This window comes from Kitasatospora sp. CB01950 (assembly GCF_001905465.1).
Taxonomy (GTDB): domain Bacteria; phylum Actinomycetota; class Actinomycetes; order Streptomycetales; family Streptomycetaceae; genus Kitasatospora.
The window spans coordinates 16,151-39,462 of sequence record NZ_LISX01000003.1; the positions used below are offsets into that span (position 1 = coordinate 16,151).

General features: G+C 73.9%; 22 protein-coding genes, 1 tRNA gene and 2 pseudogenes. 14 read left to right on the top strand and 11 right to left on the bottom strand.

All coding sequences use genetic code 11. The annotated features are described in order from the left end of the window. The first annotated feature begins 140 nt into the window (after window positions 1-140). Both AMK19_RS08660 and AMK19_RS08665 read left to right on the top strand, forming a co-directional pair. A complete protein-coding gene (locus AMK19_RS08660) occupies window positions 141-821 on the top strand; it encodes an O-methyltransferase (protein ID WP_073809748.1) in 681 nt (226 codons plus the stop codon). A 5-nt stretch (window positions 822-826) separates the two neighbouring features. Next, window positions 827-1,711 (top strand): Gfo/Idh/MocA family oxidoreductase, encoded by an 885-nt coding sequence (locus AMK19_RS08665; protein ID WP_073809750.1) that lies wholly within the window; start codon window positions 827-829, stop codon window positions 1,709-1,711. Here AMK19_RS08665 and AMK19_RS08670 read toward each other — a convergent pair. Beyond that, complete coding sequence (locus AMK19_RS08670; protein ID WP_073809753.1) at window positions 1,701-2,789, bottom strand: hypothetical protein; 1,089 nt, start codon at window positions 2,787-2,789, stop codon at window positions 1,701-1,703. The two genes, AMK19_RS08665 and AMK19_RS08670, sit on opposite strands and share 11 nt — an antisense overlap. 115 nt (window positions 2,790-2,904) lie before the next feature. Here AMK19_RS08670 and AMK19_RS08675 point away from each other — a divergent pair. From AMK19_RS08675 to AMK19_RS08690, 4 genes are all read left to right on the top strand, one after another. Then, window positions 2,905-2,988: transfer RNA gene (locus AMK19_RS08675), tRNA-Leu, on the top strand. 340 nt (window positions 2,989-3,328) lie between these two features. Then, window positions 3,329-5,530, top strand: coding sequence for an MMPL family transporter (locus AMK19_RS08680; RefSeq protein WP_073809755.1), 2,202 nt, complete (start codon window positions 3,329-3,331; stop codon window positions 5,528-5,530). A gap of 152 nt (window positions 5,531-5,682) precedes the next feature. Then, window positions 5,683-6,933 carry a sensor histidine kinase gene (locus tag AMK19_RS37975; RefSeq protein ID WP_073809758.1) on the top strand — a complete coding sequence of 417 codons (1,251 nt, stop codon included), beginning with the start codon at window positions 5,683-5,685 and terminating at the stop codon, window positions 6,931-6,933. Continuing rightward, window positions 6,930-7,610 (top strand): response regulator transcription factor, encoded by a 681-nt coding sequence (locus AMK19_RS08690; protein WP_073809759.1) that lies wholly within the window; start codon window positions 6,930-6,932, stop codon window positions 7,608-7,610. The genes AMK19_RS37975 and AMK19_RS08690 overlap by 4 nt, the downstream gene beginning before the upstream one ends. 49 nt (window positions 7,611-7,659) lie before the next feature. Here the strand turns inward: AMK19_RS08690 and AMK19_RS08695 are convergent, their stop codons facing one another. Then, window positions 7,660-7,986 (bottom strand): hypothetical protein, encoded by a 327-nt coding sequence (locus AMK19_RS08695; RefSeq protein WP_073809762.1) that lies wholly within the window; start codon window positions 7,984-7,986, stop codon window positions 7,660-7,662. A 97-nt stretch (window positions 7,987-8,083) separates the two neighbouring features. Between AMK19_RS08695 and AMK19_RS08700 the strand changes: the two genes are divergently transcribed. After that, a complete protein-coding gene (locus AMK19_RS08700) occupies window positions 8,084-8,728 on the top strand; it encodes a TetR/AcrR family transcriptional regulator C-terminal domain-containing protein (protein WP_073809764.1) in 645 nt (214 codons plus the stop codon). A gap of 76 nt (window positions 8,729-8,804) precedes the next feature. Here the strand turns inward: AMK19_RS08700 and AMK19_RS08705 are convergent, their stop codons facing one another. Then, window positions 8,805-9,209, bottom strand: coding sequence for a peptidase inhibitor family I36 protein (locus AMK19_RS08705; protein ID WP_073809766.1), 405 nt, complete (start codon window positions 9,207-9,209; stop codon window positions 8,805-8,807). Between the two features lie 329 nt (window positions 9,210-9,538). Between AMK19_RS08705 and AMK19_RS08710 the strand changes: the two genes are divergently transcribed. Both AMK19_RS08710 and AMK19_RS08715 read left to right on the top strand, forming a co-directional pair. Beyond that, window positions 9,539-10,450: an aminoglycoside phosphotransferase family protein gene (locus AMK19_RS08710; protein WP_073809767.1), complete on the top strand. Its 912-nt coding sequence runs from the start codon at window positions 9,539-9,541 to the stop codon at window positions 10,448-10,450. Window positions 10,451-10,578: 128 nt separating this feature from the next. Then, the gene (locus tag AMK19_RS08715; RefSeq protein ID WP_073809770.1) at window positions 10,579-11,526 is read left to right on the top strand and encodes a GNAT family N-acetyltransferase; all 948 of its coding nucleotides are present in this window, start codon (window positions 10,579-10,581) and stop codon (window positions 11,524-11,526) included. 56 nt (window positions 11,527-11,582) lie between these two features. Here the strand turns inward: AMK19_RS08715 and AMK19_RS08720 are convergent, their stop codons facing one another. After that, window positions 11,583-12,431 (bottom strand): lysozyme, encoded by an 849-nt coding sequence (locus AMK19_RS08720; RefSeq protein ID WP_073809772.1) that lies wholly within the window; start codon window positions 12,429-12,431, stop codon window positions 11,583-11,585. A 325-nt stretch (window positions 12,432-12,756) separates the two neighbouring features. Between AMK19_RS08720 and AMK19_RS08725 the strand changes: the two genes are divergently transcribed. Both AMK19_RS08725 and AMK19_RS08730 read left to right on the top strand, forming a co-directional pair. Next, window positions 12,757-13,632: a metallophosphoesterase family protein gene (locus AMK19_RS08725; RefSeq protein ID WP_073809774.1), complete on the top strand. Its 876-nt coding sequence runs from the start codon at window positions 12,757-12,759 to the stop codon at window positions 13,630-13,632. Between the two features lie 68 nt (window positions 13,633-13,700). Then, window positions 13,701-14,282, top strand: a complete 582-nt coding sequence (locus tag AMK19_RS08730) for a GNAT family N-acetyltransferase (RefSeq protein WP_083646603.1) — start codon at window positions 13,701-13,703, stop codon at window positions 14,280-14,282. A 108-nt stretch (window positions 14,283-14,390) separates the two neighbouring features. Here the strand turns inward: AMK19_RS08730 and AMK19_RS38575 are convergent. Then, a pseudogene (locus AMK19_RS38575) lies at window positions 14,391-14,489 on the bottom strand (YkvA family protein); the annotation flags it as partial. A 377-nt stretch (window positions 14,490-14,866) separates the two neighbouring features. Between AMK19_RS38575 and AMK19_RS08740 the strand changes: the two are divergent. Beyond that, window positions 14,867-15,127 carry a hypothetical protein gene (locus AMK19_RS08740; RefSeq protein WP_073809776.1) on the top strand — a complete coding sequence of 87 codons (261 nt, stop codon included), beginning with the start codon at window positions 14,867-14,869 and terminating at the stop codon, window positions 15,125-15,127. 59 nt (window positions 15,128-15,186) lie between these two features. Here the strand turns inward: AMK19_RS08740 and AMK19_RS08745 are convergent, their stop codons facing one another. Continuing rightward, window positions 15,187-15,768 carry a hydrolase gene (locus AMK19_RS08745; RefSeq protein WP_073809779.1) on the bottom strand — a complete coding sequence of 194 codons (582 nt, stop codon included), beginning with the start codon at window positions 15,766-15,768 and terminating at the stop codon, window positions 15,187-15,189. Between the two features lie 135 nt (window positions 15,769-15,903). Next, on the bottom strand, window positions 15,904-16,395 hold the full coding sequence (locus AMK19_RS08750) for a glutathione peroxidase (RefSeq protein WP_073809781.1): 492 nt from the start codon (window positions 16,393-16,395) through the stop codon (window positions 15,904-15,906). Between the two features lie 209 nt (window positions 16,396-16,604). Between AMK19_RS08750 and AMK19_RS08755 the strand changes: the two genes are divergently transcribed. Together AMK19_RS08755 and AMK19_RS08760 are read left to right on the top strand one after the other, a co-directional pair. Further along, window positions 16,605-18,938 carry a heavy metal translocating P-type ATPase gene (locus AMK19_RS08755; RefSeq protein ID WP_083646604.1) on the top strand — a complete coding sequence of 778 codons (2,334 nt, stop codon included), beginning with the start codon at window positions 16,605-16,607 and terminating at the stop codon, window positions 18,936-18,938. 178 nt (window positions 18,939-19,116) lie between these two features. Next, window positions 19,117-19,821: pseudogene (locus AMK19_RS08760) on the top strand (flavodoxin family protein); the annotation flags it as partial. A 72-nt stretch (window positions 19,822-19,893) separates the two neighbouring features. Here the strand turns inward: AMK19_RS08760 and AMK19_RS08765 are convergent. The 4 genes from AMK19_RS08765 to AMK19_RS08780 all read right to left on the bottom strand — a co-directional run bounded on the left by AMK19_RS08765 (window position 19,894) and on the right by AMK19_RS08780 (window position 23,312). Continuing rightward, entirely contained in the window at window positions 19,894-20,502 is a 609-nt protein-coding gene (locus AMK19_RS08765) for a GNAT family N-acetyltransferase (RefSeq protein ID WP_073809783.1), read from the bottom strand. 156 nt (window positions 20,503-20,658) lie between these two features. Next, a complete protein-coding gene (locus tag AMK19_RS08770; RefSeq protein WP_073809786.1) occupies window positions 20,659-21,633 on the bottom strand; it encodes a hypothetical protein in 975 nt (324 codons plus the stop codon). After that, window positions 21,630-21,977 carry a PadR family transcriptional regulator gene (locus AMK19_RS08775; RefSeq protein WP_073809789.1) on the bottom strand — a complete coding sequence of 116 codons (348 nt, stop codon included), beginning with the start codon at window positions 21,975-21,977 and terminating at the stop codon, window positions 21,630-21,632. The genes AMK19_RS08770 and AMK19_RS08775 overlap by 4 nt, the downstream gene beginning before the upstream one ends. Before the next feature lie 351 nt (window positions 21,978-22,328). Further along, on the bottom strand, window positions 22,329-23,312 hold the full coding sequence (locus AMK19_RS08780; RefSeq protein ID WP_073809791.1) for a LysR family transcriptional regulator: 984 nt from the start codon (window positions 23,310-23,312) through the stop codon (window positions 22,329-22,331).

The following is a 23,312-nucleotide window of genomic DNA, read 5'->3' on the forward strand; positions in this document are numbered from 1 at the left end:
GAGGCCGCCGCGTCCGTACCGGACGCGGCGGCCTCGGCGTGTTCGACGCTTCCGCAGCGGTGAACCCCGCCGTGTTCGGTGCACTCGCCGCCCCGGCCAGGGAGTAGGGTCGCAGCGCGAATCGATCACGGAGGTGGGGAATGAGCACGCAGCAGAACCCGGAGCAGTGGGCGGCGGTCGACGACTACGTCGCCGACCGGCTGATCGGCGAGGACGAGGCACTGGACGCGGCCCTCGAGGCCGCCGACCGGGCCGGGCTGCCGCCGATCGCGGTGTCCGCGAGCCAGGGCAAGCTGCTCCACCTGCTGGCCCGCATGCAGGGCGCCCGCCGGATCCTGGAGATCGGCACGCTGGCCGGCTACAGCGCGATCTGGCTGGCCCGCGCGCTGCCCGACGGCGGCCGCCTGACCACGCTGGAGATCGACCCGGCGCACGCCGCCGTCGCCACCGCAAACCTGGAGCGGGCCGGCCTCGCCGACCGCGTCGAGGTCCGGCTCGGAGCGGCCCGCGACACCCTGCGGCAGCTCGTCGAGGAAGACGTCGAGCCGTACGACCTGGTGTTCGTCGACGCCGACAAGCCGAACATCCCGCACTACCTGGAGGCGTCGATGGCGCTCACCCGGCCCGGCTCGGTGATCGTGGTCGACAACGTGGTGCGCGGCGGCAGGCTCGCCGACGAGCACAGCACCGACGAGGCCGTGCGCGGCGTCCGGCAGCTGCACGAACTGCTCGCGGGCGACAAGCGCCTGGACGCCACCACCGTGCAGACCGTCGGCCACAAGGGCTACGACGGCTTCACGCTGATCCGGGTGGAGGGCTGAGCGCCGTGCGGATCGGACTGCTCGGGACCGGCCCGTGGGCCGGGTTGGTGCACGCCCCCGCCCTCGCGGCCCATCCGGACGTCGAGTTCGCCGGCGTGTGGGGCCGTCGCCCGCAGGCCGCCGCCGATCTCGCGGCCGCGCACGGCGTGCCCGTGTACGAGGCGGTCGACGACCTGCTGGCCGCGGTGGACGCCGTCGCCGTCGCGCTGCCGCCCGACGTCCAGGCCGAGTACGCCGTCCGCGCCGCCGCGGCCGGCAAGCACCTGCTGCTGGACAAGCCGGTCGCCGCGACCGTGGACGCCGCCCGCGCCGTCGAGGACGCGGCCGCCGCGGCCGCCGTCGCCTCGGTGGTGTTCTTCACCGTCCGGTTCGGCGACACGCAGGGCGCCTGGATCGCCGAACAGGCCGAGCGCGGCGGCTGGTTCACCGCCCACTGCCACTGGATCGGCTCGGTGTTCACCACCGACAGCCCCTACGCCGCGTCCCCGTGGCGGCAGCAGAAGGGCGCGCTGTGGGACGTCGGCCCGCACGCGCTGTCCGTGCTGCTGCCCGTCCTCGGCGACGTCGAACGGGTCGACGCCGCGCCCGGACCCGGCGACACCGCGCACCTGATCCTGCGCCACGCCGGCGGCGCGTCCAGCACCGTGACGCTCAGCCTGACCGCCCCGCCGGAGGCCTCCGCGAACGGAGCGGGCGTCGAACTGCGCGGCGCCGCGGGCGTCACGAGCCTGCCCGACCGGGACGCGCCGCCCACTGCCGCGTACGGCCGCGCGCTCGACGCCCTGCTGGCGGCCGTCGCGACCGGCGCCCCGCACCCGTGCGACGTCCGGTTCGGGCGGCGGGTGGTGGAGGTGCTGGCGCAGGCCGAGGAACAGCTGCTCAGGGGTTGACCGGGCGGCGGTCGGCCGGGCGGCGCGGCGGGATCGGGGTCGCGGCGAAGTCCCGCGGACCGGTCCACAGCGCCGGCACCGCATCCGCGCGGCGGGCCAACTCGTAGGCGATCGCCTCGTAGTTGACCCGCCAGCCGCGGAAGTGCGCCCACGCGTCCGCGATCGGCCGCTCCAGCCGCATCCCGGCCGCCGTCACCATCGCGACCGCCGCGTCGAACTCCGCGAACGTCAACCGGATCGGCTCCTCCGGCTCCGGGTCCGGTTCGAACGGGATCCGCAGCGCCGTCGCGATGTCCCGCAGCGCCGTGAACCCGGCGCGCAGCAGCAACCGTGCCTCCGGCGGGGCCGAACGCGGGTTCACCGCCAACTGCATGGCCGCCGCGTCCATCACCGCGATCAGGCCCACCACCCAATTGCGGTACGGCTGCGGGGAACGGAACGAGATCAGCACCGGATAGTTGGAGTGCCCCTCGCCGAGATCCGCCGCCAACCGCTCCCAGTCCCGGTACAGCTCCGGCAGTTCGCTCTCCGTCCGCACCAGCGCCTGCCGGGCCAGCAACTCCGGCCCCCAGGCCGGCTCGCCTGCCCGCGACTGCAGCAGCGTCACCTCCAACTCCCGCCGGTTGTACGCCGAGTACAGCGTCGGCAGGTAGGCGATCAGCAGCGCGATGATCAGCGGACCGTTCGCCGCCGCCAGGAAGTCGATCACCGACAGGTGCAGGCGGTCGCCGCTCGCGAAACCCAGCGTGAACAGGCTCGACCCGGCCTCCCGGAACGCGACGTGCCACGGCAGGTCGGACGTCCCTATCAACAGCAGCGTGTACGCCGTCAGCGTCGACAGCAGCCAACACCCCAGCATCCCCAGCAGGATCAGCGGAGCCAGCCACGTCTGCGCCCGGTCGATCGCCCGGTACCCCCCGAACGGTGCGGCCACCGTCCGCACCAGCCGCCGCAGCACCGACCACAACCGGATCGCCAACGCCGAGTACAGCCCGCGCGGCACCACCAGCGTCCGCAGAATGCTGGCCGCCGTCCAGGCCAGCAGCGCCGCCCCGACCACGGTGAGGATCACTCTCATCCGGCCATTGTGACGCCCCGCCACCGCCCCACCCCGGACGGAGGCCCCCGAAACCTGCGGTAAGCTTCTCAGCAGGTCGAACGGGGCAGAAGAGCAACCGGCGGCCACACCCTTTGCGCGGGTGGCGGAATAGGCAGACGCGCTGGATTCAGGTTCCAGTGCCCGAAAGGGCGTGGGGGTTCAACTCCCCCCTCGCGCACAACGGTCATCCGACCCAATGCGGCCGGTCGATCCGACATCATGTCGGATCGACCGGCCGTTTTGCGTTCCCGGGCACCGGTCGGGCGGGTGTAAAGGCCGGGGACGCCGGGGGGTGTGACGGTCCGTCGGGCACCGGCGGGCGGTCCGTAGGGAGGACCGGGCGGTCGGGGACCTACTGCGGACGCAGTACACAGCAGCCTGCACAGGGACGACGACGCAGGTGGGGGCGGTGACGAACGATGGAACACGCTGTGGGCGGACCGCGCCGGAACCGGTGCGCGGCGCCGCCCGCGGCATGTTCCGCGACCGTGCACCGAACCGAAGGAGGCCGCACCCCCGTGGCCACGTTCCTGTACCGCCTGGGCCGCTGGGCCTTCGACCGGCGCAAGCTGGTGACCCTGCTGTGGGTCGCCGTGCTCGCCGTCGGCGGAGTGCTCGCGGCCAAGGCGCCCGCCCCGCCCGCCGACGGCTTCTCGATACCCGGCACGGAGGCGCAGCAGGCCTTCGACCTGATGAACGAGCGCTTCCCCGGCGGCCACGCGGACGGCGCGCAGGCCCGGATCGTGTTCGTCGCCCCCGACGGGCAGAAGATCACCGCCGAGCCGAACCAGCAGATCGTGCAGAAGACGGTCGGCGAGCTGGCGCACGCCGCCGAGGTCACCGGCGCGGTCGACCCGTTCCAGGCGCACACCGTCTCCCAGGACGGCACCACCGCGTACGCCACCGTCAGCTACTCGGCCAAGGCCGGCGAGCTGTCCGGGGAGGCGACCGCCGCGCTGGAGCAGGCCGCGCAGCACGGCCGGGACGCCGGGCTGAAGGTCGAGATGGGCGGCACCGCGCTGGCCGGCCACGGCGAGGCGGGCGGCAGCAGCGAGGCGATCGGCATGGCGCTGTCCGCCGTCGTGCTGGTGATCACCTTCGGCTCGCTGGTCGCGGCGGGCCTGCCGCTGCTGACGGCCGTGGTCGGCGTCGGCCTCGGCATGGCGCTGATCACCGCGCTGGGCAGCACGCTCGGCCTGTCCTCCACGACCGGCACGCTGGCGATGATGCTCGGCCTGGCGGTCGGCATCGACTACGCGGTGTTCATCGTCTCCCGCTACCGCGCGGAGCTCGCCGAGGGCCGCGCCCCGCGCGAGGCCGCCGGGCGGGCCGTCGGCACGGCGGGCTCGGCCGTGGTGTTCGCCGGCCTGACCGTGGTGATCGCGCTGGCCGGCCTGTCCGTGGTCGGCATCCCGATCCTGTCCAAGATGGGCATGGCCGCCGCCGGAACGGTCGTCATCGCCGTGCTGGTCGCGCTGACCCTGGTGCCCGCGCTGCTCGGCTTCATCGGCCGCAAGGTGCTGCCCCGCAAGGAGCGCAAGGCCGCCGCGAACGGCGCCCGCCGGGCGGCCGGCGACAACGGCGGCACCCGCTGGGCCCGGTTCGTGCTGCGCCGCCCGCTGCTGGTGCTGATCGGCGGCGTGATCGGCCTCGGCGTGATCGCCGCCCCTGCGCTGGACCTGCGCCTGGGCCTGCCCGGCGACGAGGCGAAGTCGACCTCGACCACCGAGCGCCGCGCCTACGACCTGCTGTCCCAGGGATTCGGCCCGGGCTTCAACGGCCCGCTGACCGTCGTGGTCGACGCCAAGGGCACGCCCGACCCGAAGGCCGCCGCCGAGCAGGTCGCCAAGACCGTCTCCGGCCTGCCCGGAGTGGTCGCGGTCGCCCCGCCGATCTTCAACCCGGCCGGGGACACCGCCCTGGTCAACGCGATCCCGGAGACCGGCCCGGCCGAGCCGAAGACCAAGGACCTGGTCCAGACGATCCGCGACGACGCGGCCGGCCTGAAGTCCGCCACCGGCGCGACCGTGCTGGTCAGCGGCACCACCGCGATGAACATCGACGTGTCGCAGAAGCTCAGCGACGCGCTGGTGCCCTACCTCGCCGTGGTGGTCGGCCTGGCCGTCGTCCTGCTCCTGCTGGTGTTCCGCTCGGTGCTGGTCCCGGTGAAGGCCGCGGTCGGCTTCCTGCTCTCGGTGGCCGCCGCGCTCGGCACCGTGGTCGCGGTGTTCCAGTGGGGCTGGCTGGCCAGCCTGATCGGCGTCGACCAGACCGGGCCGGTGATGAGCATGATGCCGATCTTCATGGTCGGCGTGGTGTTCGGCCTGGCCATGGACTACGAGGTGTTCCTGGTCACCCGGATCCGCGAGGCGTACGTGCACGGCGAGAGCCCCTCCGAGGCGATCGTCACCGGCTTCCGGCACAACGCCCGGGTGGTCACCGCCGCCGCGCTGATCATGATCTCGGTGTTCGCCGGCTTCATCGGGATGAGCGAGCCGATGATCAAGATGATGGGCCTGGGCCTCGCCGCCGCCGTCGCGCTCGACGCCTTCGTGGTCCGGATGGCGCTCGTCCCGGCGGTGCTGGCGCTGCTCGGCCGCCGCGCCTGGTGGCTGCCGAAGAGCGTCGACAAGGTCCTGCCGGACATCGACGTCGAGGGCGCCAAGTTGCAGTCCGCGGCCGACGGGACGGCCGAGGACCGGCAGTCCGTCACCGTCTGACCTGCGTCACCGTGCTCCGGGCTCGGACGGTTGTTCGGGCCCGGAGCGTTACCGTTGCAGAACGGGGCCACCCCCTGCGGAGCAGGCCCCGCCGCCGCGCGCCGACCCGGCGCACCCCCCGTCGAACCCCAGGGCCCGGCCCGGAGAGCACCGTGACGACCACCGACCTGTGGCAGCGCCTGCGCCGCGACCACCCCCGGCTGCTGGACGCCGCAGGCGGCACCGGGCTGCTGCTGGTCGTCGCCCAGGGCGTCAGCGCCGACCAGAACAACGGCCACTTCTTCCTGCCCGGCGCGGCCTCCGTCCTGTTCGCCGCAGCCTCCACCGCCGCCGTCTTCCTGCACCGCCGCTTCCCGCGGGCCGTGGTCGCCGCCACCCTGGCGTGCACCATGGCGCTGGGCGTGACCAGCGCCCGGCTCACCGTCGCACTGGCCGCGCCGCTGCTGGCGGCGCTGTACTGCCTGGCCGTCCGCACCGACCGCTCCACCGCGCTGCGCGCCTCGGTCGCCAGCGCCGTCCTGCTCGCCGTGACCGCGCTGGCCTTCGGCCCGGACGGTCCGGTCGGCGAACGGCTGGGCGTCCTGGCCTGGGCGCTGCTGCCCGGCGCCCTCGGCGACTCGGTCCGCAACCGCCGCGCCCACCTGGCCGCGATCGAGCGGCGCGCCGAACGCGCCGAGCGCACCCGCGAGGAGGAGGCCCGCCGCCGGGTCGCCGACGAACGCATCCGGATCGCCCGCGACCTGCACGACGTGGTCGCCCACCACATCGCCCTCGCCAACGCCCAGGCCAGCATCGCCGTCCACCTGATGGACCGGCACCCCGACCGGGCCCGCGAGGTGCTCAGCCACCTCACCGACGCCACCGGCTCGGCCCTCCAGGAACTGCGCGCCACCGTCGGCCTGCTGCGCCGCGCCGAGGAACCCGCCCCGCTGGAGCCCGCGCCCGGCCTCGACCGGCTGCCGGACCTGATCACCGCCTTCGAACAGGCCGGGGTCCCGGTCCGGCTGACCGTCGCGGGCGAGCCCCGCCCGCTCTCCCCGGGCGTCGACCTGACGGCGTTCCGGATCGTCCAGGAGGCACTGACCAACGTCGCCAAGCACGCCCGCGGCACCGACGCCGAGGTCACCCTCGCCTACACCGGCAGCCGGATCGCCCTGTCCGTCGCCAACGGCCGGGGGCTCGGACGGCCGGCCCCGGCCCCGCTCCGCCAGGACGGCCCCGGTGGCCCCGGTGGCTTCGGCCTGATCGGCATGCGCGAGCGGGCGGGCGCGGTCGGCGGCCGGCTCACCGCGGACGGCCGCCCCGACGGCGGCTTCCTGGTCACCGCCGACCTGCCGCTGCGCACCGGCAGCCGCGACACCCCCGCCTTCGCCGACCCCGAGGAAAAGGACTCCCCCCGATGACCATCCGCGTCCTGCTCGCCGACGACCAGGCCCTGCTGCGCGGCGCCTTCCGGATGCTGATCGACGCCGAGGACGACATGGAGGTGGTCGGCGAGGCCTCCAACGGCCGCGAGGCGGTCGAGTGCGCCCGCGCCACCCGGCCCGACCTGGTGCTGATGGACATCCGGATGCCCGGCGGCGACGGTCTCGCCGCGACCGCGGAGATCTGCGGCAGCGAGGAGCTGTCCGGCACCCGGGTGCTGATCCTGACCACCTTCGAGATCGACGAGTACATCGCCCAGGCCCTGCGCGCGGGCGCCGACGGCTTCCTCGGCAAGGGCGCGGCGCCCGCGGAGCTCCTCGCCGCGATCCGCACCGTGGCGGTGGGCGACGCCCTGCTGTCGCCCGCCGCCACCCGCGCGATGATCGACCGGTTCCGCGCCCAGCCGGGCCCGGCCGCCGGGGCGCCGGCCGGCGCCGAGCGGCTGGAGGTGCTCACCGCCCGCGAGCGCGAGGTGATGGCACTGACCGCGACCGGCCTGACCAACGAGGAGATCGCCGAGCGGATCTTCGTCAGCCCGTTCACCGTCCGCACCCACGTCCACCGGGCGATGGCCAAGCTGGACGTCCGCGACCGCGCCCAGCTCGTCGCCCTCGCCTACCAGTGCGGCCTGGTCCCACCGGGCCGCCCCGCCTGACGGCCCGTCAGGCGGGCGCCGAGGGCTCGGGCGGGCCCACGTCGCCGCGTCAGGCGGCGATCGGGTGGGCGAGGGCGTCCTCCGAGACGATGCGGTAGACGGCGTTGACGGTGGGCTCGCTCACCAGGTGGCGGATGCGCCGGTAGCGGCGTTCCTCGATCGGGGCGAGGCGTTCCATCCAGCGCGGAATGTCCTCGGCCTCGACGCCCTCGATCAGGGCGACGGTGCACAGTTCGCGCGGGTTCTCCAGGTTGAGGGCGCTGAGGACGACGCGCGGGTCGTCCGGGACGACCTCGTCCGGGATCCAGGCGCGGCGGAACTCGTCGTAGTCGACGCCCTCGTTGAGCGAACGGATCATCACGGCAACGAGCTTCACGGTGGGTCCTCCCCTGTCGGCATCGATTCTTACGCTGTAAGAATCGTGAGGGGGATAGATTTTCTTGCACTGTAAGAGATGTCAAGGAGGATGCTGCATGGCCGATCGGCGCTCCCGCCCCCGCACGGGTCTGACCAGGGAGAAGATCCTCGATGCCGCGATCGCGTTCGTCGACGAGCACGGACCCGAAGCCCTCTCCACCCGCCGCCTGGGCGCGGCGCTCGGCGTGGAGGGCATGACGCTGTACCACTACGTCCCCAGCAAGGCCGTGTTGCTGGACGGCATGGTCGAGCGCCTTGTTCTGCAGGCCGCCGACGAGGCCGGCCCGGCGCAGGACGCGCCCTGGACGGAGGTGGTCCGTGACACCGCGAACGCCCTGCGCGCCGTCCTGCACCGGCACCCCGGCATGCTCGCCGTCATCGCCACCCGCCCCGTCAACTCCCCGGCGGCGCTTGTCCTTTTCGATCGCACCCTGGGCCGTCTGCATTCCCAGGGCGTTCCGCTCGACCTCGCCATGGACGTCCTGAACGCCGCCATGACCTTCACCATCGGCCATACCCTCGCCGAGATCGGCCGCACCCCCGGCACCCCTGCCGCCGCCTTCGAGTCTGCCTCTCCCTCCGACGCCGGCCCTCACCTCGGCGAGGCTCTCGCCGTCGGTGCCGGCCTCGACTTCGAACGCCGCCACCACCGCACCCTGGCCATGATCATCGACGGCTACGCGGCCCTGGCGGTGTGCTGACCGGCGCGGGGGTCCGGACGGCGTGGAGCCCGTGCGGGTGCGGGTGCACCGGCACGGGCTCGTCGGGGGGTGCCGGCTACTGGGGGCGGAAGGAGCGGATCTGGTAGCTGCCCTGGAGGTTGCCCGCGCCGCCGGAGGTGGTGGAGCCGACGCGGTGGTTGTAGTTGGTGCCGGTGTAGTACTGGACGCGGTGGTCGGTCCTGTTGGCGACCGAGCGCACGGGGTGGCCGTTGCGGATGAACGAACACATGTCCGCGGTGTTGGCGACCCGCGGGTACTGCCAGGACGCCCAGGAGCACTGGGTGCCGCCGCCGCCCCAGTCGCTGTAGATGCAGAAGTAGCCCGTGCGGCAGTGGTCGTACGACCGGACGGCGGCCGTGCGGGCGGTGCTCGCGGTGTCGGCGGCGGCGGCCGTCGGGGCGAAGCCGAGGGTGGTGGCGATGAGGCCGGCCGCGAGGGCCGGTGCGACGCGTCGGAACATGGTGCGTGGCTCTCTTCCTGGACGACGGGCGGACGGGGAGGATGGCGCGCGGCCCTGCGGCGTGCGGTCGGTGACGCCCGGGCGACGGCGCGCTCGTTCGGTCGGCGGCGGCTCTTCGGACTCACAACCTGCGGTCACACAAGGTGACTTGGGGAAATCCTAATGACATGACGGGGTGTGGCAAGGAGCGCGCGGCCCCGCTCGGCGGGCGGGCCGGAGCACGCCGCAGCGCCCGTGGCCGTGGTCCGCCCCGAGGACGAAGGGCACCACCCGGCGCGGCAGCGGGGGAGTGCGCCCGGTCACGGGGAGGAGGCGTAGCGTGGGCGGGCATGAGCATCGAGGAGTCCGGGATCACCGCCGAACTGATCACCCGTCTGCTGCGCGAACAGCACCCCGACCTGGCCGAACTCCCGGTCCGGTTCGGGGCGTTCGGGTGGGACAACCAGCTGTGGCGGCTCGGTGAGGACCTTGCCGTCCGGATGCCGTGGGCGACCGGCGACGCGGACGCGCTGCTGCGCAAGGAGCACGCGTGGCTGCCCGCACTGGCGGCGGACCTGCCGCTGCCCGTGCCGGTGCCGCAGCGGCTCGGCGAGCCCAGCACGGCGTTCCCCCGGCCCTGGCTGGTCACCACCTGGGTACCGGGCGAACCGGCCGACCGCGCCCCCGTCACGGACGGTGCGGCCGCCGCCGACGCCCTGGCCGGGTTCCTGACGGCCCTTCACCGGCCCGCCCCCGCCGAGGCCCCGGCCGGACGCGGACGCGGCGGCCCGCTCGCCGAGCACGACCGGTCGTTCGAACAGGGCCTCGCCGAGACCACCCGCCTCGGCCTGATCACCGACCCGGACGGCATCCGCGCCCTCTGGCGCGACGCCCTCGCCGCACCCGCCTGGACCGGCCCGCGCAGCTGGCTGCACGGCGACCTTCACCCCGCCAACCTCCTTACTGCAGACGGCAGTTACAGCGGCGTCGTGGACTTCGGCGACCTCTGCGCCGGCGACCCCGCCTGCGACCTCGCCGCCGCGTGGACGCTGCTCCCCGCCGACGCCCGGGACCGCTTCCACCACGCCTACCGCCCCGCCGCCGACCCCGCCACCCGCCGCCGCGCCCGGGGCTGGGCCGTCCTGCGCGCGTTCGGCGGCCTCCTCATCGGCGAGGCCGGCCGCGCGGGCCGCCCGGGCGGCAAGCCCAGCTGGCTGCCGCCCGCGCAGGCCGCGATCCAACGGCTGCTCGACGCGGCGTGACGCGGCGGGTCCCCGGCGGCCACCCGCATCGGCCACCCCCGGCGCTGCGCTCAAAATCCTTTCCGCCCAAGGGTGTTGAAGCGGTAGAAAGGCCGGGTTTGCGGATCCGACGGCGAAGGAGGGGGAGCGTGGCGCTTCCGGAGGGATGGACGGTGCGGGCGGCGGAGCTCGGGGATGCCGAGGCCGTGTGCGGGTTGCTCAACCAGGTGGACGAGATCGAGGTGGGGCGGGCGTTCACCGATCTCGCGGAGGTCGAGGAGGACCTCGGGCACCCGTCGATGGACCTGGCGCGGGACTCGTGGCTGCTGCACGACGCGGGCGGGCGGCTGATCGGATACGGCGTCGTGCGTGACCGTTCGGCGGGGGAGCGGATCGACCTCGACCAGTACGTGCTGCCGGGCCACACCGACGCGGGGCTGCACCTGTTCGAGCTGATGGAGGCCCGGGGCGCGGAGCACGCGCGGGCCAACGGCGCCGACCGGGCCGTGCTGCACCTGATGCTGAGTGCCCGACCGACGTTCGACACCGTCGCGTTGGCCGGTCGCGGCTGGCGGCAGGTGCGCCGTCACCACGCGCTCACCCGGGACGTCGACCCGAAGGCGGACCCGTTCCCGGACGCCCCGGCGGGGGTGCGGGTGCGGGCGTGCAGCACCGAGGACGACCGGCGCACCGTGCACCGGCTGATCCACGAGACATTCGCCGGGCACTACGACTTCCGGCCGCGCAGCTACGAGAAGTGGTGCGCGGACACCGGTGCGGACAGCGCCGACTGGTCGCTGGTGTGGATCGCCGGGCTCGACGGGCTCGGCGACGTGGCCGTGCTGCGCACCCGGGACGACCGGTCGGACGCGGCGTGGGCCTCGCACATCGGGGTGAGCGAGGCGGTGCGCGGCCGGGGCCTGGGCGGCTTCCTGCTGCGGTACTTCTTCGCGGTATACGCCGAGCGCGGCCGCACCCGGGTCGGTCTGGGGGTGGACACCGAGAACGCGACCGGCGCGCCCGCGCTGTACCGCGACCACGGGATGGTGCTCGACTTCGCCGTCGACAGCTGGGAGTTGATCGTCCCGGTCGGGTGAGCCGCAGGTCCGCCCGCGACCGGAGCGGGGTGGAATCCGGTCGCGGGCAGGGGACGTCAGCCGTTGGCGAGGGCCTGGACGCGGTCCGGGGCGCCGTTGAACCAGTTCTGGTCGCCGGGCAGGGTGCCGGAGTCGGCGTACTGCCAGATGGTCTGGTACGACCAGCCGGCCGGCAGGGTGCCGACGGAGGAGGCGTAGCGGGCGATCCAGAGCGGGTTGGTGGCGCCGAAGGAGCTGTTGTTGCCGGTGCAGGTGGTCCACCAGTCGGTGGTGGTGTAGATCACCGGGTAGCGGCCGGTCTTGGTGTGGACGGTGTTGGAGAAGTCCCGGATCCAGCTGACCATGCCGGCCTGGCTCAGGCCGTAGCAGGTGGCGCCGTAGGGGTTGTACTCGATGTCCAGGGCGGGCGGCAGGGTCTTGCCGTCCTTGGACCAGCCGCCGCCGTGGGCGACGAAGTACGCGGCCTGGGTGGCGCCGGAGGAGGCGTTCGGCAGCGCGAAGTGGTAGGCGCCGCGGATCATGCCGACGTTGTAGGAGCCGTTGTACTGCTGGGCGAACGAGGGGCTGGTGTACGTGGTGCCCTCGGTGGCCTTGACGTAGGCGAAGCGGCCGCCGTTGGCGTAGGCGGTGCTCCAGGCGACGCTGCCCTGCCAGTTGGAGACGTCCATGCCCTTGGTCTGGGTGGCGGCCAGTGCGGCGATGCCGTTCGGGGCGGCGTCGCCGCGGCCCTCGTGGGCGACGACGGTGGAGCCCGCGTGGTCGAGCTCGGGGTGGAAGTTTGCGGGGGTGCTCGGCTTGGCGGCCTGGGCCGGTGCGGCGGTGGCGACCGCGCCGACCAGCAGGGCGGCGGACGCGACCGCGGTGGCGGCGCGGCGGAACGTGCGGCTGGTGCCGGAAGCGGGCATGACGAGTCCTCAGTGGGGTGAAGGGCGGCGGCCGGTTTTCGGTCGCCGCGGAGAACATATAGTCATGGACCCGTCAGTCAACAGAGTGTTGAAACCACACATCGTCAGAAGGTATGTAGAGCAAACAAACATAGGTGCGACTACCGAACACCTGGGGTTCCACCGGATGTTGACGCACCGACAGGGACGGGCTCGTGCTGGCGTCGCCGACCACCCGGCGGTAGCGTGTCAACGCGCGTCCCACTGCCGGGATGCGCCGACGGATCCGCACCGATGCGTCGGCGGGCCCGGCCGACCGGCCGGCGGACACACAACTGGGGGAGCGGTGGCGGATTCACGCCTGCTCGCGGTAAGCGACCTCCACGTCGGCGTCAGCGAGAACCGGCCCGTCCTCGACGCGCTGCGACCGACCGGCCCGGACGACTGGCTGATTGTCGCCGGTGACGTCGCCGAACAGGTCGACGTCGTCGCGGACACCCTGGGCCTGCTCGCGGAGCGCTTCGCCAAGGTGGTCTGGACGCCCGGCAACCACGAACTGTGGACCACCACCCAGGATCAGGAGCCCGTCGACGCGCCCGAACGCTACCGGCACCTGGTGGAACGCTGCCGGGCGATCGGCGTCGCCACCCCCGAGGACCCGTTCCCCGTCTGGTCCGGCCCGGACGGCCGCTTCGCGGTCGCGCCCGTGTTCACGCTCTACGACTACAGCTTCCGGGTGCCGGGCGTGCGCACCAAGGCCGAGTCGCTGGCCCGCGCCCGCGAGAACGGCGTGGTGTGCACCGACGAGTTCCGGATCAGCCCCGCGCCCTACGCGGGTGTCGACGACTGGTGCCGCGAGCGCGTCGAGACCACCGAGAAAGCGCTTTCCGCACACGACCCGGACCTGCCGCTGGTCCTCGTCAGCCACTGGCCGCTGGACCGCCGCCCCACCGACGTCCTGCACTACCCCGACTTCGCGCAGTGGTGCGGCACCGAGCTCACCGCCGACTGGCACCGCCGCTTCAACGTCGCCGCCGTCGTCTACGGTCACCTGCACATCCCGCGCACCACCTGGTACGAGGACGTCCGCTTCGAAGAGGTCTCGCTCGGCTACCCCCGCGAGTGGCGCCGCCGCGGCCACCCGCGCGGACTGCTCCGGCAGATCCTGCCCTACCCGGGCCCGCCCGAGCAGCCCGTCCCGGCGGCCGAGCCCACGCCCTGACCGGGCCGGCGGTCGGGAGGGGCCGTTGTGGCACGATGGGCGTTCGAGCACCCGAAGGAGCGCACCGCATGACCGCCGAGCCCACCGCCTCCCGCCTCGCCGACGCCGGCCCCGACGCCGGCCCCGACGCCGGCCCGGCCTTCCGTGCCGCGCGGCCGCAGGACGTGCCGGCCGTGGTCGCGCTGGTCGAGTCCGCGTACCGGGGCGACGCCAGCCGGGCCGGCTGGACCACCGAGGCGGACCTGCTGGACGGGCGGCGCACCGACGAGGCCGCCGTCGCCGAACTCCTCGGCCGCGTCGAGTCGGTGGTGCTGCTGGCCGAACAGGAGGGCCGCCTGCTGGCCTGCTGCCACGTCGAACGGCGCGGCGCCACCGGCTACTTCGGCATGTTCTCGGTCTCCCCGGCCGCCCAGGGCGGCGGCCTCGGCCGGCAGGCGCTGGCCCGCGCCGAGGAGTGGGCCCGCGCCGAGTGGGGCGTCACCGCGATGGAGATGACCGTCATCGAGCAGCGCGCCGACCTGATCGCCTGGTACGAGCGCCGCGGCTACACCCGCACCGGCGTGTACGAGCCGTTCCCGTACGGCGACGAGCGGTTCGGCATCCCGCTCCGCGCCGACCTGCGCTTCGAGAAGCTGGTCAAGTCGCTGTAGCGGCAGGGGAGTTCAGCTGTCGGCGGGAAGCTCGCCGACAGTGCCGCCGCGACCCGCCCACTCCAGGTACCGGCCGGACTCCCGGGTCAGGCCGACCAGGAACCACAGCAGCAGGCCGGTGTCGTCGCTCCAGCCGATCACCGGGATGAAGTCCGGCAGCACGTCGATCGGGCTGACCAGGTACACCGCGACCGCGAACGCCAGCACCAGCAGCTTGCCGGGCCCCACCCCCGGGTAGCGGCGCAGCAGCACGTCCCGCAGCAGGCGGGGCAGCGCCCCCACCCGGGCCGACAGGCCGGGTGCGCCGGGCCGCCGGGTCTCCCGGTACAGGCCCCACGCCGAACGCGTCACCGCCAGGCCGTCCAGCCCGCGCATCCGTGCCGCCGCCGCACCCTTCGACGCCTTGCCCTTGCCCACGCGGTCCTCCCGACGAACCCTCCGATGTGCCTTCCACGGTACGGGACCGCCCGCCGTCCACCGGAGGCCGTGACGCTCCCGGTACACCCGCCGCCGAACGGTGACACCTGCGGCGGCACCGGCGGTGCGAGCGTGCGCGGCGGCGGGGCGCGGCCGAAGCTGGCGGCATGACGACCACCAGCAACACCACCAGCAGCAACGGGACGGGCGCGGCCGGCGAGCCCCTGGTGCGGGTCGCGGAGTTCCGCACCGACAGCCGCTACCGCCTCGTCCACTTCAAGGACGAGGGCTGGAAGCCGCTCGCCCCCGAGGAGTTCGAACCCGAGGTGAAGCACCACTACCCCGACCTCGACCCGCACGACCCCGTCCGGGTGCACTGGGACGACCGCCCCTGGCAGTGGCCGACCTGGCACCCCGGCGAAGCCTGAGCCTGTTCTCGAACCCCGGAACCCGCCCGGCAGCACGCCCGGACGGGTTCCGGCGCGTCTCAGCGGGTCTTGGCCAGCAGGTCGAGGATCTCCTCGGTGGTGCCGGTCTCGCCCAGGCGCGGGAAGATCCGCTGCACGCTGTTGCGGTGCGCCTCCGGATCCATGTCGGTCATCGCGTCCACGGCCGTCGTCACGTGGTAGCCGTGCTCGTACGCGGCGCGGGCGGTGGACTCCACGCCGATGCTGGTCGCGACGCCCGTCAGCACGAGCTGCGTCACCCCGCGGCGGCGCAGCTGCACGTCCAGGTCGGTGCCGTGGAACGCGCCCCAGTTGTGCTTGGTCACCACCACGTCGGTGGCCGGGTCGTGCAGCTCGGGCGTCAGGGTGTCCCAGCCCTCCGGCATGGCCCTGCCGGGGCGCGGCTGCTCGGTGCGGCCGGGCAGCAGGTCCGCGCCGTCGGCGGCGAACGACACCCGCACCAGCACCACCGGGAGCCGTGCGGCGCGGAACGCCTCCGCGAGGCGGACGTTGCGCTCCAGCACCTCGCGCATCGGGTGCGGGTCGCCGGGCACGGCGGTGATGGCCTGCTGGAGGTCGATGACCACCAGGGCGGTGGTCGGGTCGAGCGCGGTGACGGACACGGGAGTGCCTTTCGTCGTAACGGGGGCAGCCGGAACGGGCCCGGACTGTCCAGTCTCACTGCGCAGGTTACCTGTACAGTTTTGCCGCCCGCAGGCGGTACCGGACAATCCGGGCCCGTTCCGGGCCGCGAGCCGTCAGCCGCCCAACTGCGCCTCGATCGCCGCCACCAGCTCCGACGACTCCGGCTCGGTCCGAGGCCGGAACCGCCCGACCACCTCGCCGTCCGCGCCGACCAGGAACTTCTCGAAATTCCACTGGACGTCGCCCGCCTCGCCCGAGGCGTCCGCGACCTCCGTCAGCCGCGCGTAGACCGGGTGCCGCCCCGCCCCGTTCACCTCGACCTTCTCGAACAGCGGGAACGACACCCCGTACGTGGTCGAGCAGAACTCCTGGATCTCCTCCGCCGACCCCGGCTCCTGCCCCGCGAACTGGTTGCACGGGAACCCGAGCACCGTGAACCCGCGCTCCCCGTACACCTCCTGCAACCGCTCCAGACCCGAATACTGCGGCGTCAGACCGCACTTCGACGCCACATTCACCAGCAGCAGCACCTTGCCCCGGTGCTCCGCCAGCGACGACGGCTCACCCGCCAGCGTCCGGATCGGAAGCTCGAACAGCGACTCCATCTGCCCCACCTGCCCTCTGTACGCCGGACCCCGGACACCCCGGGGACCGGACGGGAACACCAACGCCCCCGAACCTACCCCGCCCGCACCCCCGACCGGGGGACCCGGGATCATGCGGCCCCCACCCCGGGACCGACGGCCCCTGGCCGGACCGTCCGCGGAGAGGTGCACTGGAAAGGACAGCCGCAGCCCGAGCGGAGGAGACGCCCATGGCACCGCACACCGCACCCAGCGAGCAGGGCGGCGCCCGACAACTGCTGAGCGGCGGCGGCATCGAACCCGTCCTGCTCGGCGCGGTCGCCGTCGCCACCCTCGCCGGCCTGATCGCCTGGGCCGCCGGCGCCCACGGCGTCGCCGACCAGTGCTGGATCGTCGCCACCGCCGCCGCCATCGCCCCCGCCCTGATGTGGGTCGTCCAGGCCCTGCGCCGAGGCCGCGCCGGCGTCGACCTGATCGCCGTCCTCGCCCTCGCCGGCACCCTCGCCACCGGCGAATACCTGGCCGGCGCACTGATCGCCCTGATGCTCTCCGGCGGACGCTGGCTCGACGCCGCCGCCGAACGCCGCGCCACCCGCGACCTGCGCGAACTGCTCCGCCACGCCCCCCGCACCGCCCGCCGCCGCACCGGCGACACCACCGAGACCGTCCCGCTCGCCGACATCCGGATCGGCGACCGCCTCGTCGTCGGCCCCGGCGAGACCGTCCCCGTCGACGGACGCATCACCGGCCACCGCGCCGTCCTCGACGAATCCGTCCTCACCGGCGAATCCGCCCAGGTCACCCGTCGCATCGGCGACCCCGCCCGGAGCGGCGCCGTCAACGCCGGCAGCGCCTTCGACCTGCGCGCCACCGCCACCGAGGAGCACTCCACCTACGCCGAGATCGTCCGCCTCACCCAACAGGCCGGCGCCGAACGCGCCCCCGTCATCCGCCTCGCCGACCGCTACGCCGCCTGGTTCCTGCCCGTCGCCCTCGCCGCCGCCGCACTCGCCTGGCTGCTCAGCGGCGACGCCGTCCGCGCCGTCGCCGTCCTGGTCGTCGCCACCCCCTGCCCGCTGCTGCTCGCCGCACCCGTCGCCATCGTCTCCGGCATCTCCCGCGCCGCCCGCAGAGGCGTCGTGGTCCGCGACGGCGCCGCCCTGGAGACCCTCGGCCGGGCCCGCACCGTCTGCCTCGACAAGACCGGCACCCTCACCACCGGACGCCCCCGCGCCTTCGACATCGCCACCGCCCCCGGCCACACCCCCGCCGAAGTCCTCGCGCTGGCCGCCGCCGTCGACCAGTACTCGCCGCACGTCCTCGCCGAGGCCATCACCGCCGCCGCGGCCGAACGCGACCTCACCCTGCCACCCGTCCACGACGTCTCCGAACAACCCGGCACCGGCGCCGTCGCCACCCTCGCCGACGGCAGCACCGCCACCGTCGGCCAACGCGACACCACCGACCTCCCCGCCTGGGCGCGCGCCGCCGACAACCGGGCCGCGCTCGACGGCGCGGCCCTCGCCTGGGTCACCGTCGACGACCGCCCCATCGGCGCCGTCCTGCTCCGCGACCCCGTCCGGCACGACGCCCCCCGCACCGTCCGCCGCCTGCGCGCCGCCGGCGTCACCCGACTGCTCATGATCACCGGCGACCGGCCCGAACCCGCCCGCGAGATCGCCGCCGTGGTCGGCCTCGACGACGTCCGCGCCCGGCAGTCGCCCGCCGACAAGGTCGCCGCCGTCCGCGCCGAACGCGCCCGCGCCGTCACCGTCATGGTCGGCGACGGCGTCAACGACGCCCCCGCGCTCGCCGCCGCCGACGTCGGCGTCGCGATGGGCGCACGCGGCGCCAGCGCCTCCTCCGAAGCCGCCGACATCGTCCTCACCACCGACCGCGTCGACCGCCTCGCCGACGCCGCCCAGATCGCCACCCGCTCCCGCCGGATCGCCGTCCAGTCCGCACTCGGCGGCATGCTGCTCTCCCTCGTCGCCATGGGCTTCGCCGCCTTCGGCCTGCTGCCGCCGGCCGCCGGCGCCCTGCTCCAGGAACTCATCGACGTCGCCGTCATCCTCAACGCCCTGCGCGCGCTGCGGCCCGGCCGCGGCATCGGGCCCGAAATCGACGCCTCCACCGAGGAGTTGGTGCAGCGCTTCGCCGCCGAGCACGACGACCTGCGGGACGTCCTGGAAGCCGTCCGGGAGGCCGCCGACCGGCTCACCTCGTCCTCCTCCGCCGAGGCGCTCGTCGCCGTCCGGCACGTCGACCAGCTGCTCACCACCCGCCTGCTGCCGCACGAGGAGGCCGAGGAACGCGAGCTCTACCCCGCCCTCGCCGACGCCCTCGGCGGCCCCGAGACCACCGCCACCATGAGCCGCGCCCACACCGAGATCCACCGGCTCGCCCACCGCATCACCACCCACCTCGCGCACGCCGAGACGGCCGGCGCGCTCGCCCCCGAACAGCACGACGACCTGCGGGCCTGCCTCTACGGCCTGCACTCCGTGCTGCGGCTGCACTTCGCACAGGAGGAGGAGAACTACTTCTCGCTGAGCGCCGCCTGACGGGTTTCGCGACGGGTTTCGCGACGGGTTCCGCGACGGGCTCCGTGAGGGGTTCCGCGACGGGCCGCCGTCGAGTGGCGCGCCGGGGCGTCCGCCGGACGGCCGACGGTCCTCCGGCGGCGGACGGCCGCATAGTGCGATGGGCCTCTGCCTCCCCGCTCCCCGCCCCTCGGAACGGATGCCGATGGCCACCTCCACCGATCTGCGCGCCGTCTTCGTCAACTGCACGCTCAAGCGTTCCCCCGAACGAAGCCACACCCAGGGCCTGATCGACCTCAGTGCCGGCATCCTCCACCGCCAGGGCGTCCAGGTCGAACAGATCCGCGCCGTCGACCACGACATCGCCACCGGCGTCTGGCCCGACATGACCGAACACGGCTGGGACACCGACGAATGGCCCGTCCTCTACTCCCAGATCATGAACGCCGACATCCTCACCCTCGCCGGACCGGTCTGGCTCGGTGACAACTCCTCCGTCATGAAGCAGGTGATCGAGCGGCTGTACGCCTGCTCGTCGATCCTCAACTCCCATGGCCAGTACGCGTTCTACGGCCGGGTCGGCGGCTGCCTGATCACCGGCAACGAGGACGGCGCGAAGCACTGCGCGATGAACATCCTGTGCAGCCTCCAGCACCTGGGCTTCGTCATCCCGCCCCAGGCCGACGCCGGCTGGGTCGGCGAGGCCGGGCCCGGGCCGTCGTACCTCGATCCCGGCTCGGGCGGGCCGGAGAACGACTTCACCAACCGGAACACGACGTTCATGACCTGGAACCAGCTGCACCTGGCGCGGATGCTGAAGGACGCGGGCGGCATCCCGGCCCACGGCAACCAGCGCTCCGAGTGGGACGCGGGCTGCTGGTTCGACTTCGAGAACCCCAAGCACACCGTTGAGCGCCGCCTCGCTCGTACAGCGTTCGCGCCGTGGCCCGGCTGTCGGAGCAGGGCGCTTTCGTGCTCAGGCGCCGGGGTGGAGGTCCAGCATCATGTCGAGCGACAGGGAGCCGTCCGGCTCGGTGAACGAGCCGATCGGGCGGAAGCCGTTCTTCTCGTAGTAGCGGACGGCGCGGGGGTTGTCGGCGCGGACGCCGCCCCACAGGATGATCCTCGTCCTGCCGAGGAGTCGTGCGGTCTCCGCGACGAGTGGCAGGACCAGCGTCCCGAGGCCCCGGCCCTGGTGGTCGTCGGCCAGGGTGGGGCCGAACCGGCAGTCGGTGGACTCGTCGAGGCGGATGCCCGCGCTCCGGTAGCGCGCGATGTCGGACGGGACCAGGGCGAGGCCGAGTTCGAGCAGGCCGACGATCCGGCCGGACGGCCCGTCCTCCAGGACCAGCCTGAGCTTGTCGTAGCGGGCGATCGCGTCGCACAGTTCGCGGGCGTGGGCGAGGTCGTACCCGTCGAACGTGCTGAACCGTCTCGACGCGGGGGACAGCGCCGCGAGGAAGTCGGCCAGGCGTCCGCTGTCGGCGTGCGTCAGGGGGCGGAAGACGACCACCGAGCCGTCCTCGGCGTTCGGACGGCGCGTCAGGCGGAGCGGATTCTCGGCGATGTCGGTCAGAGAGAGCACGTCAACGGTCCATCCGTGCAGCAGTTTTGGCGGGGTGAGCCGAGCGGCTTCCGGAACTCGACGCGATCGGCACGGCCGACGCCTCCGTCCGGCCAGGTGCGCGCCCGTCCGGCCGGGTGGTGCCGGAGGTCGGACGGGCGGGGTGCGGGTGGCGGGTCAGGCCGGGTTGGGCGGTTCGGTCGCGCGGGGCCGGCGGAGGAGCTGGACCGCTCCCGCCGCTGCGGCCGCAACGGCGAGCGGGACGAGGCAGAAGCCGGTGAACCAGGCCGCCAGGCCCTGCTTGTCGGGGTCGGTCACGGCCGCGACCGCGAGGTGCGCCAGCCAGGGCAGGGTGGCCAGGACGACTCCGACCGCCCGGAGCGTGTCGGGCCGTCGTCCGGACAGACGCCGCATCAGCACCACGGCCGACACCGTGCACAGCCAGATCGGGAGCAGGCCGATGGTCGCCACCGTCACGCCGCCGACGACCACGGCGCCGAGCCGGTTCGCCACGATCATCGGCAGTGCGACGCCCAGCGCGATGCCGGCGATCTCCCACCGCCCCCGCGAGGTGACGTTCACCAGGTCGGACGGCGCGAGGAGGAGCAGCAGGCCGACGACCGCCAGGCCCGCCATCTGACCGATCTGCCACACCGCGTGCGTCCCCTCCCACCACTGGAGGGCGACGGCGAGGAACGCGGCGAACGCGCCGGCGGCCCGGGCGAGCCGCCACCGGCCCGCGACGGCGAGCACCAGGGCGAGCAGCCACGGCAACTGGTCGGCCAGCAGCATGACCGCGCTCACCAGGGCGTAGACGAAGCCGAGGCCGAGGTACGGGTGGCGGACCCGGTTCGCCGCCTCGTGCAGATACGGCAGCAGGAAGAACATGCAGCGGCCGACGCCGAGGGCGAGGGCGACGGGCGCCGCGCTCGCGAGCACCCGGCCGGCCGGGTCGGTGGGGCCGATGCGCAGCCGCAGCCGCAGGGCGTGCGTGGCGAGGTCGAGGCGCTCGCGGAGCATCGCGCGGCCGCCCATGCCCTCGGTGGTCTCGGTGAAGACGGTGGCGATGTCCTCGCCGTGGGCGGCCCGGTAGCGGGCGGGGTAGAGGCTCATCAGCAGGCGGCCGGTGCGCGGGACGTCGTGGGCGGTCATGCGGTGGCTCCGTTCGGGCGCAGGCGGGCGACGGCGAGTCGGCGATCGGCCTCGGCGACGGCCCGGCGGAGGCGTTCGGTCTCCTCGGCCAGCAGGTTCTGGCCCTGGGACGTGAGGCTGTAGGTGCGACGCAGCCGTCCGCCGACCACCTCCTCGCTCTCGATCCCGACCAGCCCCTGGTGCAGCAGCCGGTCGAGCGCCGTGTACAACGTCCCGGTGCTGAGCCGGGTGCGGCCGCCGGAGACGGCCAGCACCTCCTGAATGATCGCGTACCCGTGCCGAGGCGCATCGGCCAGCACGGTGAGCACGAGCCGCGTCGGCTCGCGGAGTTGATGGTCGGTCATGGGCAGAGCATAGGTCCAGTATCGCCATATGTCGATTGGCTACCCATTGGCTCGGTCGAGGCCCTGGTGGCCGGCCGAGGGAGGCGGCGACGGTCGCGAACTCCGGCGTCGGGCCAGGTGCTTGCGCATCCGCGCGCACATCGTCCGGTGTCGCTGGAGGGAGCTGTCCTCGGCTTCCACGTCCCAGGAGTCGAGTGCGCGGCCGAAGGCGCAGTGGCCCAGGCGTTCGTAGAGGGCGCGGATCCGTTGCTCGGCGGAGCGGATGAGCCGCGTGCCGATCCCGCAGGACTGCGGGGCCGGGTGGGCGCCGAGCTGCCGGAGCGTGCCCGGGCGGGTGCGGGCGTCAGGGCGTCAGGGCGGCGGGCCTGCCGGGGCGAGGAGGGTGTGCAGGGGGCGGTTGTGGTGGCGCAGCCAGGCGCGGTAGGCGGGGTTGGTGCTGGCCAGGTCGAGGTAGGCGTGGCAGAGGTCGACCCAGAGGCCGTCGAGGGCGGGGCCGCCGACGGTGTCGGGGCGCCAGGTGAGCAGTAGGCGGACGGCGAGCGGGTCGCCGTGGACGGGGCGCAGGGCGGTGCCGGGGCCGGGTGGGGAGGTGGGCTGGCAGGGGCGGACGGCTTCGCCGGAGGCGACGAGTTCGGCGGCGGTGGCGTTGTCGCGGACCTGGACGACGCGCGGGTCGAGTCCGGCTTCGGCGAAGACCCGGCGCAGTGCGGCGTACTCGTGGTCGGCGGTCGGGTCGACCATCCAGGTGTCGTGGGCGAGGTCGGCGAGGGTGACGACGGGCCGGCCGGCGGCGGGGTGGGTCTCGGCGAGGGCGACGAACTGGGGTTCGCGGGCGACCAGCACCCGCTGCTCGGTGCCGGTCGGCACCTGGAGCGGAAATCCCTCGCTCTCGTGGACGAAGGCGATGTCGAGCTGTTCGGCGGCGACCAGGTGGATCAGGGCGATCGCCGAGATGTCGATGTGGATGGTGGTGTCGGTCTCCGGGAGCCGGTCGTGGATGCGGCGCAGCCAGGCGGCGACCGCGCGGCTGCCGACGCTGCCGATCCGCAGTCGGCGGCGGCCGGGCCAGGCAGCCTCGGCGCGGGCGGCGGCGAGGAGGGCGTCCATCCCGGTGATCACGGGGCGGGCGCGGGAGAGCACCGAGTGGCCGAGGGCGGTGGGGCGGCTGCCGGTCTGTTCGCGGGTGAACAGACGTCCGCCGACGGTCCGTTCGATGCGGTGCAGCTGGGTGGTCAGCGACGGCTGCGTCATGCCGAGTCGACGGGCGGCCTTTCGGACGCTGCCGGTGTCCGCGATGGCGCACAGCACCCGCAGGTGTCGGACGTCGAGCTCCAT

Bases quoted from the DNA above. Each gene is read 5' to 3' on its own strand.
- AMK19_RS08660 (WP_073809748.1), top strand. From the start codon at position 141: ATGAGCACGCAGCAGAACCCGGAGCAGTGGGCGGCGGTCGACGACTAC.
- AMK19_RS08670 (WP_073809753.1), bottom strand. From the start codon at position 2,789: ATGAGAGTGATCCTCACCGTGGTCGGGGCGGCGCTGCTGGCCTGGACG.
- AMK19_RS08690 (WP_073809759.1), top strand. From the start codon at position 6,930: ATGACCATCCGCGTCCTGCTCGCCGACGACCAGGCCCTGCTGCGCGGC.
- AMK19_RS08700 (WP_073809764.1), top strand. From the start codon at position 8,084: ATGGCCGATCGGCGCTCCCGCCCCCGCACGGGTCTGACCAGGGAGAAG.
- AMK19_RS08705 (WP_073809766.1), bottom strand. From the start codon at position 9,209: ATGTTCCGACGCGTCGCACCGGCCCTCGCGGCCGGCCTCATCGCCACC.
- AMK19_RS08710 (WP_073809767.1), top strand. From the start codon at position 9,539: ATGAGCATCGAGGAGTCCGGGATCACCGCCGAACTGATCACCCGTCTG.
- AMK19_RS08720 (WP_073809772.1), bottom strand. From the start codon at position 12,431: ATGCCCGCTTCCGGCACCAGCCGCACGTTCCGCCGCGCCGCCACCGCG.
- AMK19_RS08730 (WP_083646603.1), top strand. From the start codon at position 13,701: ATGACCGCCGAGCCCACCGCCTCCCGCCTCGCCGACGCCGGCCCCGAC.
- AMK19_RS08740 (WP_073809776.1), top strand. From the start codon at position 14,867: ATGACGACCACCAGCAACACCACCAGCAGCAACGGGACGGGCGCGGCC.
- AMK19_RS08750 (WP_073809781.1), bottom strand. From the start codon at position 16,395: ATGGAGTCGCTGTTCGAGCTTCCGATCCGGACGCTGGCGGGTGAGCCG.
- AMK19_RS08755 (WP_083646604.1), top strand. From the start codon at position 16,605: ATGGCACCGCACACCGCACCCAGCGAGCAGGGCGGCGCCCGACAACTG.
- AMK19_RS08770 (WP_073809786.1), bottom strand. From the start codon at position 21,633: ATGACCGCCCACGACGTCCCGCGCACCGGCCGCCTGCTGATGAGCCTC.
- AMK19_RS08775 (WP_073809789.1), bottom strand. From the start codon at position 21,977: ATGACCGACCATCAACTCCGCGAGCCGACGCGGCTCGTGCTCACCGTG.
- AMK19_RS08780 (WP_073809791.1), bottom strand. From the start codon at position 23,312: ATGGAGCTCGACGTCCGACACCTGCGGGTGCTGTGCGCCATCGCGGAC.